Below are 15,462 nucleotides of genomic sequence, written 5' to 3' on the forward strand. Positions count from 1 at the left end.
AATAAAGTAAGTCACCAGGGGTGCCTTTAACAGGCTGAGAGAATGTTAATTCATTCAACCCTTATAACCTGATCGGGTTAGAACCTGCGTAGGAAGAAGTGTCATGAAAACAAAAAATTGTTTAGGTACGTTGTTAGCACACCCCTCGTCGTCTACCTCGAGTGCCTGTGCATTCACCTTAGAATCGCTATTCCGTGATGTTGAGCAAATCCGTCAAATCCAGCCATTAATCCACAATATTACGAATTGGGTCGTTATGCCAACGACGGCTAATATGTTACTAGCCTTAGGTGCTGCGCCGATAATGGCACATGCCAAAGAAGAGTTAGATGATATTATTCAAATAGCACAAGCCTTAGTCATTAATATCGGCACACTCGATAATGATTGGCTATCTTGCATAGAGTATGCCCAACTTGCTGCTTTAAAACGCGGTATTCCAATCCTATTGGATCCGGTGGGCGCGGGTGCAAGTGCCTATCGTACCACTTCGGCCTTAACTATCCTCGAGCGCGGTGTTGACATTATCCGTGGTAATGCTTCAGAAATTATGGCTTTGCAAGATAGTTCAATCAAAACCAAAGGGGTTGATACATTACATGCCAGTGAAAATGCACTTAGCGCTGCATTCGCCTTAGCTCAGCAATACCAATGTATCGTCGTTATTAGTGGCAAAATTGATTTTATTGTTAGTGTATCAAGTTCCGTCGCACTCGATTATGGAACCCCGCTACTCACTAAAGTAGTCGGCATGGGATGCTCCTTAACCGCTATGATGGCCAGCTTTTTAGCTGTAAACCCAGATCAATTTAGCGCTTGCATTCATGCCATGGCCTGGATGGGACTCGTTAGCGAAGTTGCGGAAAAAAAATCGAATGGACCGGGAAGTTTTTACAATTATTTATTGGATAGTCTTTATACCGTACAAAAAAAAGAGATACAAAGTTTACTTAAGCCAAATGTTGCCATATGACTATAAATTATTCCTATTATTTGCTTGCTGATGAACAAGCGTGCGCACCGTTCTCGATAGTCGATGCCGTCCAACTCGTCCTAAACCAACACATAACCTGCGTTCAATTACGCATGAAAAATCAAAAGCGCGAAAACATCATCAATACGGGTAAACAATTATTACGTTTATTACGAGCACGGAATATTCCTTTAATTATCAATGATGACCCTGATATTGCACTCGCCATTGATGCGGATGGTGTGCATATTGGTCAAACCGATCAATCCTATGCCGTGGTACGTCAACAATTAGGCCATAAAAAAACTATTGGCCTTACGATAGAAAACATTCAACAAGCACAGCAATGTCGTCATTATGATTGTGACTATTTTGGTGTGGGCCCAATCTTTACGACTCAAACCAAAAAATATCTTACACCGCCGATCGGGATTGCTCATTTAAAACAAATTAATAAAATACTGAATGCGCCTGTCGTAGCAATCGGCGGCATCAATCTAGAAAATATCTCCTCTGTGTTAGCCACAGACGTGGCTGGTGTGGCTATTGCATCCGCTATCTTTTCAGCCGCCGAACCCCGTCTTATGAGTCAACAATTAGCGCAAACTATTTTGCAAAGCTCGTATGTCGTCGTTTAACCCTTCGTTAGCTCAAGTTGTCAGTATAGCGGGTACCGATCCGTCCGGCGGTGCTGGTATACAAGCCGACATCAAAACTATTTCAGCCACCGGAAGTTATGCGGCCAGTATCATTACCATCTTAGTCGCACAAAACACACAGTCTGTTACTGCAATACAAGAAATTCCATTAGACTTTATTCAACAACAAATTGATGCCGTGTTCACCGATTTATCCATAACCGCTGTTAAACTTGGCATGCTTTATCATGAAAATATTATCCAATTAGTCAGCCGTAATCTAAAAAAATATCAACTCCCTTATGTTGTACTGGATCCGGTCATGATTTCTCAAACCGGTCATGTGCTATTAAAACCGCAAGCCGTACACGCTTTAGTCACTGATTTATTCCCTTTAGCGACACTGATTACACCCAATATTCCGGAAGCCGAATCCCTCTTAAAACTTAAAATTACTGATGAATCCAGCATGCAAGACGCCGCTATCTTGCTGGCGACACGCTATAAAGTTTCAGTACTCCTTAAAGGTGGCCATCTCAACACGAAACATTCCTCAGATATTTTTTATGATAATCCACAAAAAAAAATACACCGTTTTGAAACGTTACGGATAAACACTAAAAATACTCACGGTACTGGATGTACTTTATCCGCTGCGATTGCTTCTTATTTAGCACAAGGCGAGAATTTATATACTGCCATTGCCCGATCAAAACATTATTTGACGCAATGTATTTTAGCGGCAAAAAATTTTAATCTCGGTCATGGTCAGGGCCCAGTCAATCATTTTTATTTTCTAGATTAAGGTATAACAACATGTTTGATGAACTAAAAAATGCTGTTGCAGATATCATGCCTAAAATTTATCAGCATCCTTTTAATCAAGAGATCGCTCAAGGAACATTACCTATTGAAAAATTTACCTTTTATTTAAGCCAAGATGCCTTATACCTCGTCGATTTTTCTAAAGCACTTGCGCTTACCGCAACGCGGCTGCCACACGATCAGCAAAGTGAATTATTCATTCAATTTTCCATGAATGCACTTAAAGCTGAGCGCGATCTGCATGTTAACATTCTAAAAAAATATGCTATCCATACTTCGACAACGCTTAAGCAAAGTCCTTTTTGTTTTATGTATACCAGTTATTTGTTACGAATGGCAAGTACCGCTTCGGTAGAAGAAGCCGTTGCGAGTTTATTACCTTGCTTTTGGATTTATCAACAGGTAGGGCAACGTGCTTATGCTAAAAAAACTTTATATAATCCTTATCAAGAATGGATCGATTTATATTCCAGCCATGAATTTAATCATTCGGTTGATTTAATGATAGCAACCCTAAATGATCTTGCCACACAGGCCAGCATTTACTGTAAACAAAAAATGGTCTACGCATTTAGACAAGCCAGTTTGTGTGAATGGCATTTTTGGCAAGGCGCTTACTCACAACAAAACTGGCCGATTTAAAATAAAATATATTTTCTAATCTTATTTATTTATCTTTTTTTCATTTAAAAACTATTTAAAATATAAGTTATTTAATTTAATCTTAATGCTATTGTGAATATAAAATTGACCTGATATTCTTATATTTTATTATAAGTAAAACAATAAAAAAAGTAAAATAAAAATTACTTAAATAATTAATTGTTTTTTCATAACATAGAGGGATAATCAATGTTAAATGAATATCAAGTGGATCCTGCCTTTAACAAAAATCTTGTTTTTTCTTTTGAACCTGCACCAGAAATAAATACGAATAAACTACCCGTTTTAGCTGAGAATTGGCTAGATGATTTCCAAGAAATTATTTGCCAATCAGATAGCACATTACCAAAAAATATTTTAGATCATCATTTAAATGAAACCTCCGATTACCGTGCCAAAAAATCTCTGCGAGAACAATTACAACTTATTTATCATCGCTTACAAGGAAATTTAGACTCAGAATTAGATATACTTTCGACGGATAATCGTGACGCTATCATTAGTCAATTAACTGACGAAATACTACACTGCACCGAAGGTTTTCATAACCGCGTTAATATTATTGTTGACTCATTTCACAAGCCGCGCAATTTAGGCGAATTACTATGCGCCGTACGTAAAGAAATAGTTCAAGAAGTCGCCTCAACACTAACAAAGGAGATTCATGCCTGGAATCGCGTTAGTGTCATTGCAGCGAGCGATGGCTTAGGCGTAAAAGCCAATTTTCCTGAGGACCATTACTCAGGCGATTTATCAGAAACTTTAATTAGACGTACTTTGCAACAAACATTTTATAAAAACTTCACGCCTTTTAATTTACCCAGTTTATTAATCACTGCATTTATAGAATTCATTCCCGAATTAGAAATTGAGAAAAATAATGAGCATGGCATAACGTTGCAAATGAGGAAAAAGATCATTAGTCTGATTAAACGTTTTTTACCTAACTATATCAATGAAATTCCTAATAATAAAAATAATTGGCAAAAGTATTTTAAAGCTTTTTATGACAAAAAAGATCCGTCAATTTTTAGTTTTGTTAATCTCGATTGGGAAAAATTGTATCGATCTTTTTACAATGCGCTATCTCATCAAAAGTATTTTACCAATCCGAAAATAAAAACATTGTTTGATAGTGCTTGTTATAATTTATTCTTAAAAAAAACTCCCGTCCATGAAACCGCAGAACTGATTTCCCAACTACTTAAAGAAGAAAGATATTCTGATTTATTAGAACAATTAGTCGAATTAAGCACTCGATTTCCAAATTATTACCTACAGTTAAGCAAAAAGAATATTTTTACTAAAAACTCTCTAGCTCTCATCGATCATTTGACACGACAATTAAGAATTAGTCGTGAATATTCCTCAGAAATTATGCAAGGTTTTCATTTAATCCTTCACTTAGATTTACGCCGTAAAAATTTTATCATTGGAAAAATAGCTGATTTGCTCGTTTCAAAAAATCAAGCGGACTTTAACCCATTGATGTTAGCTGCATTTAATAACCCTGATCTGGTAAAGGATATCCTAGATTTTCTCAGAACGCATGCAAGCATTATTACCGCCCACGATGCTGAAATACCAAAAAAAATATTTTTAATGAAAAATAAAACTAATTTGAATGCGTTAATGATAGCCGCTATACATCATTCTGATGCCGTAGAAATGATACTGGACTTTATAGGAAGTCATATCCAAGAATTAGATGATCATCTATTACAAGAATTCTTCTTAGAAAAGCAAGCCAATAATTACAATGTGTTAATGTTAGCCGCAAGCAAGCAAGCCGAAGCGATGGTCACTATTTTAAACTTTTTAACGACCCATATTGGACGCTTTGCAAATGATACATTACGCCACTTATTTACGCAGCAGCAAATGGATAGTTATACCGCTGTGACCTTAACAGCACGCGATCACCCTGATCGTGTACAAAATATTTTATCTTTTATAACCAATCATATAAAAATTGACAGTGAAATCTTACGTAAACTCTTATTTACTGAATATTCAAATGGAACCTGTACGGCATTGATGTTGGCGGTAAAAAATCAAGTCGATGCCACCTACTCTATTCTAAGATTCATTTCTGCCAATATTGAAAATTTTGATTCTAAAATTTTAGATAAAATGTTTTTAACAAAAGATCAAAATAATTTTACTATTTTAATGTTAGCCGCACGTTATCAGCCTAAAGCTTTAGAATTTATACTTGCATTTATTGATGAAAACATTGCTTTTTTTCCTGTAAAAAATCTTCCCGCATTTTTTATAGATAACAATTCCGATAACTATAATTGCTTAATGCTTGCCGCTGAATACCAACCTATCTCTGTGCTCCCTATTTTAAACTTTATTAGTAATAAGCCTGAAAGCTTTAAACCCTACTTAGAAAAAATAGTGTGGACTAAAAATAAAAAGGGCTACAATAGTTTGATGCTAGCACGTCATCATCCTGAAGTCATGGCCTCTCTTATTAATTTTATTAATACGCAATCAAAAGAGATCGTATATTTCACTTTAAATAAAATTTTCTTAGAAAAAGACGACTTGAGCTTAACGTTTTTGATGCTATTAGCCAGAGATAAAGCCTCCTCTTTAAAATTTAGCTTTGAATATATTGAAAAACACTCTCCGCTCTTTATTAGGGAAATTTTACCTCAGTTACTCCTTGAAAAAAATGAATTAGAATACAATAGTTTAATGTTAGCTGCGCGTAATCAGCCGGATGCTGTCGAACATATCCTAAATTTCATCCAAAATCACCCTCAGTTTTTTTCATCGACGTTTATTAGCAATCTTCTGTTAGCCGATGACAAAAATAAAACGAGCACATTAATGATAGCGGCACGGTATCAGCCAGAAGCTGTCAAAGTTATTCTCAATTTTATCCAAAAACAAACTCATATGCTTTCATTCACCTTTCTTAATAAACTACTGTTAGCACACGACGAATATGGCGTTAATGTATTAATGACTGCAGCGACTTACCAACTTAATGTGATTGATCTCCTATTAGATTTTTTAGCTCAAAATATTAAGTATTTCAGTAACGATGCCCTATATGAATTTGTTTTTAAAAAAATTCATGATAAAGCGGCAGCCATGGCGTTGTTTTTTGGAGGTGGTTATAATTTTAAAAAAAGTGTCTTGTCAGTCATTACTCAACTCAACGATCGGACGGCAGCTAACGTCTTGTTAAAGTTTATAGATAACCATATTGAAATATTGGGGATCAAAATCTTCGTTGATTTACTAACAGAACAAGACGATAAAGAAAATTATATTTTCCAGACGGCATGCTCCCAATATCCTTTTATCATGAAAAAAGTCTTAAACTTTATTGCCAACTCAGAAAATAGTGAAGCCTTAATGCCTATTCGTGGCTTATCCGCCTATTTTATATTCGAACAGATCTCTCGATGGTCAATAGAAACGACTGCTGATAAAAATTTAGTCGATAAAGTTCTATTGAATTGCTCAGCATTATTATTAATTTATTTTAATAAAGATTATTTTGCTAAAAGGCCTAATAATTTGCAACTCGTTACTGATAAGTTATTTGACTGTTATTTAAACGAACTCGAAGAGCAAAAAGCCCAGAAAATAATCTACACCACTAAATTTTCATTTTTTAATTGGCGCTACTCTACAACGCAAAAAATAGAAGCAGCACTCTCCTTAAAAAAAGCTTTAGTTACACAAGAAATGGATAAAGCATCCGTTTTAATGAAACTCAAAGACCAGTATTCTATTTTATCTTCCTATCCTCCTCTTTGTAATCTATTTGCTGCCTACCAAGAAAGCTATAAGCAGGCTGAGCAGGCTAAGGAAGTAGATGAATTAACTTTGGAAAACGATGCCGTACATCGTCAATTCGATGTGCCGGCTTACCATCTATAAACATTTAATTTAAAATTTTTTAGTCAAAGAAAATCCGTATTTTCTTTGACACGAAGTGAATCAAATTGAAACAAATTAAGCGTTAATGCGGGTAGGCTCGAGGAAGTTTACTCGTAAAACCCAAATAAAGTGCAATAATAGCCATCAAGAGATAGAAAAAACTATCGGAAATAGTAATGTGTACGATACCTAGATTACCATTTATGGCAAAACTCCAAATCGCTACCGTAGCAAAGATGCATCCAAAAAGCTTAAAATACAAACGCGCATAAAAGATAGAACCACTAGCAGACAAAGCAAGCAGACCGACCAGTATATAAAAAAGATTCAATAAAATAGCAACCGTAAAAAAATTGAACAATACATGATTGGGAGCAATCGCTGGAATGAAGCCCAATAAGCCTAATAGAATAAAAACAATAGCAAAGATTAAGGCCATACCTCTTAAGAACACGCTGAAACTCCCTTTACAACGTTTGGCTTTTGCTACCAAAGTCTCGAGTATAGTTTACTTTTAAAAATTAGCAAATAAGCCATACGTCCTAAATAAGATGACACTGATCGCTAAAAATGTTTAATTATTAGGCATTAGGATGACAAATCTATATTTACCCACAGATTCTGTGAATAACTTTGTGGACAGCGTTGGGGGAAGCTAGTAAAAACCTTTATTTATAAGTCATCGTTACAATTTGTACAAGCTTTAAACAAAAGAAAAAAAATGTCTTTTTTCAAATAGTTATTTCCTGTCAATCAGAAAATTACTTTTAATGCTGTTAAGATTGCATAGAATAAATTAAATTAAGCTGACTTGTGCAAAAGTCCTGACCATTCTTAGCTAAACTTAGCGTTGTCAATAGGTAGTCTATGGAAATTTATAACAAACTTTTCAATCGGTTAAATCCAGATGATTTATTACTAACAGGCAATAAACGCTTAATTCCTTTTTTACAGAAAACTTACGCGCATTATCAACAAAAACAAAAAAAACAAATTTGGTCTACACCGAAATTTTTTACTTTTACACATTGGTTAGAAACGCTTTGGGAAAAACAATTCATTGAAGAAACCGGTTTCTCTTTGCGCTTACTCAACAAACACCAGGAATGTGTACTATGGCAAACGATTATTCAGCAATCGACTTATTTTTTTTTAGATACGGCTCATACTGCAAAGAAAGCCCAGGAAGCTTGGCAATTAGTACAGCAAACGCAACTTGATTACCGATCTCCTCTTTTTAAACAATGTAATGAAACCGAAACCTGGCAAACATGGGCCAATCATTTCGTAAATCTTTGCCAAAGCCAGGCTTATATTGATTTATCGAGTGTCATTAATCATCTGATCCTATTATTTAACAAGAAAATTTTAAACCCTCCGCAGCGTATTTTTCTGATAGGATTTAATGAAATAAACCCACAATACCAAAAACTGCTCGGCGTCTTACAAGAACTACATTGCCACATCGATCATTACGCACCGATTTATCCAAGCGCTAAACCACAACGTCTACGCTTAAGCGATAAAGAAACCGAATGTCATAACATGGCACTCTGGACTTATCAATCCTGGCGACAAGGTAAAAAAAATATCGGCTGTGTTATTCCCAATCTAGTCGAACAACGTACTCATTTACTTAATACCTTTACCGACCTATTTACTGAATTGGCGCCTCAGAGCATCAATCCTCCTCCCTTTAATATTGCTGCGGGTAATCCACTGTCTGAATTTACATTAATTCAAACCGCAACTCACATTCTTAGCTTAGAGTCCATCAATGCATTTCCGAAAATCAATCAATTATTACGCTCACCCTACGTAGGAGGTTCTCAACAAGAACAATCACAACGTGCACAACTTGATATTTATCTGCGTTGCACTGCTGAGAATAAACTGAGCTTAGATCAGCTACTTAAACTCAGCCAGCAACAAGCCTGTCCTCTTTTTAGTCATTTAATCACTCATCTCATTCATTTAATAAAGAAATATCCTATCCATTTTTTAGCTAAACCCAGTTTTTGGTCAGACTATTTTGCTAAAAAACTTTATGCTTTATCCTGGCCTGGAGAACGTGTATTAATTAGTAGCGAATTTCAATTGCTGGAACGTTGGTCTGAATTATTAACTCAGTTGGCTAGTTTAGATTTTATTCTTGGAGAAATCTCACACGCAGAAGCATTACAGCAATTACATGAATTAATTGCGAATACCTTATTTCAAACTAAGACATTGCATGAACCGCCTATTCAAGTATTAGGATTACTGGATACGGCAGGCATGTATTTTGATGCCTTATGGGTGATGGGACTCGATGACAGAACCTGGCCAGCCGCTGCAAAGCCTAATCCTTTTATTCCTTATGCTTTACAGCGCACCTATCAAATACCTTATGCCTCCAGTGAACGTGAATATTATTTTGCATCGATGTTGACAAAAAAATTACGTGCCTGTGCAAAAACTCTTATTTTCAGTCATGCGGCACAACATCTGGATCAGATTTTATGTCCTAGTGTTTTGATTAAATCTATACCAGAAACTGAATTAAGTGATCTGAGTCTACCCAGCTACCAAACTTTTGCTAAAAAAATAATGGTTAGTCAACAATGGGAATATTACACTGAGGAATCCGTGGCAATAGCTGATGCAGATAGCTTTTCTGCTGGTACACAGCTCTTGCAATCGCAAGCGGCATGCCCATTTCAAGCCTTTGCGCGCTGGCGTTTAAAAGCACGTTTTCAACCATTCCCGCAAAACGGACTTAACGCACGAGAACGTGGCATACTCCTACACCAAATCTTGGAACAATTTTGGAATAAGGTGAAAAATCAAGAAACCTTATTAGCGCTAACACCCCGCGCGCTCCATCAACACATCAATACAGCAATTAACTATAGTTTAAACCTATTTAGTAAAAAACGACCGCTTGTTTTTAAAACGCATTTTATTAACCTAGAACGACAACGTTTGCAATCTTTATTAAATAACCTCATTGATTTAGAAAAACAACGACCCACTTTCAGACAAACACAACATGAAAACAAACGACAATTAACACTAGGCAAGTTGTTGCTGTCATTACGCATCGATAGACTTGATCAGCTTAATCCAATGGAATCTATGATTATTGATTATAAAACCGGCAAACCGAGTAAAATAGATTGGTTGGAAGAACGTTGTGATTATCCGCAATTACCGTTGTATTGTTTAAGCTATCCAGAAACCGTGCGTAGCTTTGCCATCCTACATCTACGTAGTAATAAAATGACACTGCAAGGAATTAGTGCAGAAGAAACTGCACTAAAGCAACTCACACCCTTAAAAAAATTAAAAACTTCCGTCGTCTTAAACCATTGGCCAGACCTACTTAAACATTGGCAAGCTTCCTTAGAAAAACTCGCCATAGAATTTCAACAGGGGATTACGCAAGTTAATCCGAAACAGGGTGCTCACACCTGTCGAGATTGCGATTTGCAGTTACTTTGTCGTATTAACTCTCTGCAACTTAATGTAACAGTCTCATGAAATCTCCATTCCAGTTAGTCGACTCGAATCAACGCCAGCGAGCACTCGATCCTAACGCATCGTTTATTGTGCAAGCACCCGCTGGATCCGGAAAAACAGAATTATTAGTTCGCCGTTATCTCGTGTTATTGGCGCGCGTAGCATGCCCAGAATCAATCATTGCGATTACTTTCACACGTAAGGCCGCTAACGAAATGCGCTTACGGATTATGCACGCCCTAGAGCAAGCACAAAACATTGAACCAATCGCTAGTAAAGATAACGAACGATATTATTTAGCCCAAAAAGTGCTGGCACAGGATCAAGCCTTAAACTGGAATTTATTAAGCAATCCCAATCGACTGCGCATACTCACCATTGACAGTTTTTGCCAATCCTTAACTCGACAAATGCCTTTACTTGCTGGGTTAGGTGAAAAATTGACACCCGTCGATAATCCTGAATGGTTATATCGCTTAGCCACACATGAATTACTCAACCAGCTCGAAGATAAAGTGCCTTGGCAAGCCTCATTAAGTCATTTATTGAGTCATCTCGATAATGATTTTCAACGCGTAGAAAATTTATTCATTCCAATGTTAGCGCGACGTGAACAATGGTTAGATTATTTATTGCAACATCAACAAGATTTACGCAAAGACTTAGAACACGCTTTATTTAACATTAATCAAGCATTGGTCGAAAAATTAAATCAACTCATTAGTCAAGACGTTGCACAAGAACTTTTTCAATTGCTCAATTTTTCCTTACAACAGCGCCAATTAACACCTTTAGTTCAGCACAATGATTTAAAATTTTGGCAAGCAGCGGGTCATTTATTGTTAACGGAAACCCACACCTGGCGTAAACAATTACGAAAAACTGAAGGTTTTGCTGCGGCTAATGAAAAAAATAATCTCGAAAAAACTGAAATTCAAACACTAAAAAAACAATTATTGAATTTAATTACCCACTTAAGTCAACAAAACTTAGTACAAGAAACTTTAATTGCTTTAAACCGAGCACCACCTCAACACTACTCAGAGGCGCAATGGCAGATTCTCAAGTCACTCTTTGAATTATTACCGATTTTAGTGGCGCATTTAAAGTTCATTTTTCAACAGCAGAAAAAAGTGGATTATACTGAGATCTTACTCGCCGCAAGCGCTGCGCTAGGACAACCTGAAAACCCCACTGACTTAGCTTTGGCTTTAGATTATCAAATTCAACATTTACTCGTGGATGAATTTCAAGATACTTCCAGTACGCAATTCCATTTAATTGAAAAATTAATTGCCGGTTGGGAAAAGCAAGATGGTCGCACATTATTTTTAGTGGGTGATCCGATGCAATCGATCTACCGATTTCGCAAAGCCGAAGTCAGTTTATTTTTAGACGTACAACGACAAGGCATCGGTTCATTGCAACTCCAAACGTTACGTTTAACTGTTAACTTCCGTTCGACCTCTGGCATCGTCGATTGGGTCAATCGGCATTTTAGTCAGTTATTACCCACCACACAAGATATCCAATCCGGCGCAGTCTGTTACTCGGCCGCTAGTGCTTACTCACAAGCGACACAAACGGATACCGTAGATACCTACTGGCAACTCGCCAATGATTCTGCCTCGGCAGAAACCGCAGAAGCCGATCAGATCATAAAAATTATTCAAAAAATTAAACTTAACGATCATCCCTGTTCGATCGCTATTTTAGTCCGTGCACGTAGCCATTTACGCAGCATTTTAACTGCCTTGCGCAGCGCGGCAATTCCTTATCAAGCCATAGAGATCGACAGTCTCGCCGAAAAATCGGCGGTGCAAGATCTTTTAAGCTTAACCCGAGCACTGCATCACTTAGGTGATAGGATCAGCTGGCTCGCCTTATTACGGTCACCCTACTGCGGCTTATCGTTAAGCGATCTTTACCAAATTACACAATTTAATGATGAAAACCAAACGATTATTAGTATTTGGCAACAACTCCAGCAATTTGAAAAAATTTCTCTTAGCATAGAAACTAAACAACGTTTACGCCGCATCGTGCCGATTTTACAACAAAGCTTACAACAACAAGGACGTATTCCTTTCCCCTTATGGGTCAAACAAACCTGGTTACAATTAGGCGGGTCGACCACTTTGTCAAACTGGGAAGAAATGGATGTTATTCAGGCTTATTTAAATTTTCTAGATAATAAAATTAAAGTCGAAGGCGAATCATTCGATTCTTTTAAATTAGGTGATGAATTAAGTCACATTTACACACAAACCACCTCGACAACTGGCGCTCAAGCAATCGAAGTCATGACACTACATAAAGCCAAAGGTTTAGAATTTGATCATGTGATCTTACCTGGTTTACATCGTCGTAGCCGTCCTGAACCCTGCCCTTTATTATTGTATAGTGAACAAATGCTTGGGCAACAAAAAAAAGATTTTTTACTGGCACCGATACCTGCCAGTCATGAAGAACAAAATTTAATTTATAATTATCTGTTGCACGAAGAAAATAAAAAAAACACCGCGGAATTAACACGTTTGCTTTATGTCGCCTGTACTCGCGCCAAGAAATCATTACATCTATTAGCAACGTTAACAAAAGACACCTCTGGAGAATTTAAATCCCCGGCGCCACAATCTTTGTTAAGTCAGTTATGGCCGGTTTTAGACATCCAGGCAAAAGACGTGTTAAGCAATGCTTCAATACCCACTCGTACAAATCTACCTGCTCAACCTTTATTAAAACGTTTACCCGCCGATTGGCAGTCTATTCCTAATAATCAATTTGAGACACACGCTGAGATAAAAATCAACGCTTATTCCTATCAATGGCTCTTACATCCAGAACGCATACTAGGAACGGTCATCCATCGTTTATTATATCAAATCAGTCAAGATGGTTTAGACCGATGGAATAGAAAAAAAATAAGTACCTCACAAGCGATGTTAGGCAGTTTACTGACACAATACGGCCTGTTAGACTCCTATCTACCGCAAGCTTTAGTGACACTCAACACTTGCTTAGAAAAAACCTTAGCCGATCCGCGCGGGCGTTGGATTTTAAATCAGCAGCATCTTTCACCACAATCAGAATATGCAATAACTGCTCTACTCCATGGCAAATTGGAAAACTTTGTCATCGATCGAACGTTTATTGATCCCATTACTCATATACACTGGATTATTGATTATAAAACGACGGATTATCAAGGAAATAAACCCGAAGAATTTTTAAAACACGCCATGCAACAACATCAACAACAATTGAATCGCTATGCGCAAGCACTGTTGTTGGATACACAATATTATGCCCGCCAGACGCGCTGTGGATTATATTTCCCACTCACCTCACTGTGGTGCGAGTGGAAATTTACGGAAGTGTCTATCACTGAATCGAGCCAATAAATTTAGTTTATTACAAAAATACTTACCGACATTCGTGTATCCTTATCGATGTTGAAGTAGGCATTTTATTTGAATCGTTTTTTCCATTGCCTTTAAAAAAAATAAATGCACTCGATCGGCTATTTTCTAAATTATTAATTACTTCTGCTTGTTTTTCATGATGGAGATTAATTTTATTATTAAAAAATTCTATAATTTTATCAAAAATAGTTTGAGTTAATACTTTGACTTTTAAAAATGCAGCGCATAATCTATTTAATAACGAATCTGAAGGCTCCTCTGTCGAATTCTCAGATATCCGATTTTGCTGATCATACCGCTTAGCTTTATTATATATTTTTAAAAACTGAGAAAAGTGTTCTTGATCTAAAATATTTGAATGACTAAATTTAGAAAGTACCTGAAATAAATGCAGCAAATCAGCTTTTTCTAAGTTAGTAATAGGGGTAAAATTATCCTGAGTTAAAATAGCCGCTTTATCCAATAAAGAAATTACATCCGATAACGTTTTAATATCAAAATCTGCTTTTTCTATTTTATCAATATTCTCATGCGTTAATAGATTTTTTAAATTAATGGCCAAATCAAAGTTTTCTTGAGTTAAGACTTTTGATTTATCTTCTACTTGTATAAATTGAGCCAGCACTTCGAGATCAAGATCAGAATTATCGAGCAATTTATCCAGATTAGCTTGGTTTAAAAGAGGATCGGTCCCCCCACTTAAACTGAGTTTATTGAGCACACTAGAAAATAGTTTACTATTTAGTTGCGTTTTAGCATTAACTTTATTTAGGTTCTCCTCCATAAGTAAATCAAAGTCATTCAACCTTACCCACATTTTAGCCATTTCGAAAGCATCGGCATGCGTTAAGCTAACGTAAATTGCATCCATATTCGTAGAAAAATTAATGGTTTCGAAAAAATCGGATTGCTTGAGAAAAAACTCTACTGCCTTAGAAATTTGCAATACTGGCGAGATCGTTAAATGCTCAAAAGATGGGGAAGTTAATAGTGTCAGTATTTTTAAATAAATTCCATTTTCTTTTTTTTGTATAATTTTTTCCTCCAGCAATCCCTCTAGTTTAAATGTTATGTCAGTATTTTCAGAAGCTAAGTCCCTAAATGTTTGTTGCGGGAAAGATTGTTTTGCGAGTTTTTTATCGAGAAGTTCTTCCTTTAGAAATTGATTAAATTTTTCGAAAAATAGTCTATACGCTTGCCTATCCGTTTGCTGGCTATTAATAATATTCTGCATATTTCGCAATGCAGCGGAGCGTGAAAAATATCTAATAATCCCATCGTGCTTTGGACTCACCTTCTTAATCTCTAAAGCGGTCTTAATAATTTGAAAAATTTTATTGTGATTTATGAGTTCTTTCATATTATTCTCCGATGCAACGCACTGGATCTCAGTGCCTAGTGTATAGAAGAAGCCTTAAGAAACACTTAAATATCAAGGTTAGTAAAAATACGATTTTTTATGCTGAATTGGATTTATTCAATCAAAAAAATAACTTTGTAAGTTTTTTAATAAAAAAAGCGTATGGAAAAA

Annotated in this window: 9 protein-coding genes and 1 riboswitch; of the genes, 7 read left to right on the plus strand and 2 right to left on the minus strand. The window is 36.3% G+C overall.

Annotated elements, in window-relative coordinates:
• Positions 1-6: 6 nt before the first annotated feature.
• Positions 7-114: riboswitch (TPP riboswitch) on the plus strand.
• The 5 genes from thiM (at position 104) to A1D18_RS02980 (ending at position 7,005) form a co-directional block, all read left to right on the plus strand.
• Entirely contained in the window at positions 104-973 is an 870-nt protein-coding gene (gene thiM, locus A1D18_RS02960) for a hydroxyethylthiazole kinase (RefSeq protein WP_084028708.1), read from the plus strand. (Overlaps the previous riboswitch by 11 nt.)
• A complete protein-coding gene (gene thiE, locus A1D18_RS02965; RefSeq protein ID WP_071662332.1) occupies positions 970-1,611 on the plus strand; it encodes a thiamine phosphate synthase in 642 nt (213 codons plus the stop codon). The genes thiM and thiE overlap by 4 nt, the downstream gene beginning before the upstream one ends.
• A complete protein-coding gene (gene thiD / locus A1D18_RS02970; RefSeq protein WP_071662333.1) occupies positions 1,598-2,416 on the plus strand; it encodes a bifunctional hydroxymethylpyrimidine kinase/phosphomethylpyrimidine kinase in 819 nt (272 codons plus the stop codon). Before thiE ends, thiD begins: the two co-directional genes overlap by 14 nt.
• 11 nt (positions 2,417-2,427) lie before the next feature.
• Positions 2,428-3,078, plus strand: coding sequence for a thiaminase II (tenA, locus tag A1D18_RS02975; RefSeq protein WP_071662334.1), 651 nt, complete (start codon positions 2,428-2,430; stop codon positions 3,076-3,078).
• 210 nt (positions 3,079-3,288) lie between these two features.
• Positions 3,289-7,005, plus strand: coding sequence for a hypothetical protein (locus A1D18_RS02980; protein WP_071662335.1), 3,717 nt, complete (start codon positions 3,289-3,291; stop codon positions 7,003-7,005).
• Between the two features lie 82 nt (positions 7,006-7,087).
• Here A1D18_RS02980 and A1D18_RS02985 read toward each other — a convergent pair whose 3' ends face one another.
• Complete coding sequence (locus tag A1D18_RS02985; protein ID WP_071662336.1) at positions 7,088-7,444, minus strand: DUF4383 domain-containing protein; 357 nt, start codon at positions 7,442-7,444, stop codon at positions 7,088-7,090.
• A gap of 428 nt (positions 7,445-7,872) precedes the next feature.
• Here A1D18_RS02985 and A1D18_RS02990 point away from each other — a divergent pair, with 428 nt between their 5' ends.
• Positions 7,873-10,527 carry a PD-(D/E)XK nuclease family protein gene (locus A1D18_RS02990; RefSeq protein ID WP_071662337.1) on the plus strand — a complete coding sequence of 885 codons (2,655 nt, stop codon included), beginning with the start codon at positions 7,873-7,875 and terminating at the stop codon, positions 10,525-10,527.
• The gene (locus A1D18_RS02995) at positions 10,524-13,910 is read left to right on the plus strand and encodes a UvrD-helicase domain-containing protein (protein WP_071662338.1); all 3,387 of its coding nucleotides are present in this window, start codon (positions 10,524-10,526) and stop codon (positions 13,908-13,910) included. The genes A1D18_RS02990 and A1D18_RS02995 overlap by 4 nt, the downstream gene beginning before the upstream one ends.
• A gap of 22 nt (positions 13,911-13,932) precedes the next feature.
• Here the strand turns inward: A1D18_RS02995 and A1D18_RS03000 are convergent, their stop codons facing one another.
• Positions 13,933-15,291, minus strand: a complete 1,359-nt coding sequence (locus A1D18_RS03000; RefSeq protein ID WP_071662339.1) for a hypothetical protein — start codon at positions 15,289-15,291, stop codon at positions 13,933-13,935.
• Positions 15,292-15,462 lie beyond the last annotated feature (171 nt).

This window comes from Candidatus Rickettsiella isopodorum, assembly GCF_001881495.1.
Taxonomy (GTDB): domain Bacteria; phylum Pseudomonadota; class Gammaproteobacteria; order Diplorickettsiales; family Diplorickettsiaceae; genus Aquirickettsiella; species Aquirickettsiella isopodorum.

What these genes read in the sequence shown, in the direction of transcription:
- thiM (WP_084028708.1), top strand. Translation starts at nt 104, where the DNA reads ATGAAAACAAAAAATTGTTTAGGTACGTTGTTAGCACACCCCTCGTCG.
- thiE (WP_071662332.1), top strand. Translation starts at nt 970, where the DNA reads ATGACTATAAATTATTCCTATTATTTGCTTGCTGATGAACAAGCGTGC.
- thiD (WP_071662333.1), top strand. Translation starts at nt 1,598, where the DNA reads ATGTCGTCGTTTAACCCTTCGTTAGCTCAAGTTGTCAGTATAGCGGGT.
- tenA (WP_071662334.1), top strand. Translation starts at nt 2,428, where the DNA reads ATGTTTGATGAACTAAAAAATGCTGTTGCAGATATCATGCCTAAAATT.
- A1D18_RS02980 (WP_071662335.1), top strand. Translation starts at nt 3,289, where the DNA reads ATGTTAAATGAATATCAAGTGGATCCTGCCTTTAACAAAAATCTTGTT.
- A1D18_RS02985 (WP_071662336.1), bottom strand. Translation starts at nt 7,444, where the DNA reads ATGGCCTTAATCTTTGCTATTGTTTTTATTCTATTAGGCTTATTGGGC.
- A1D18_RS02990 (WP_071662337.1), top strand. Translation starts at nt 7,873, where the DNA reads ATGGAAATTTATAACAAACTTTTCAATCGGTTAAATCCAGATGATTTA.
- A1D18_RS02995 (WP_071662338.1), top strand. Translation starts at nt 10,524, where the DNA reads ATGAAATCTCCATTCCAGTTAGTCGACTCGAATCAACGCCAGCGAGCA.
- A1D18_RS03000 (WP_071662339.1), bottom strand. Translation starts at nt 15,291, where the DNA reads ATGAAAGAACTCATAAATCACAATAAAATTTTTCAAATTATTAAGACC.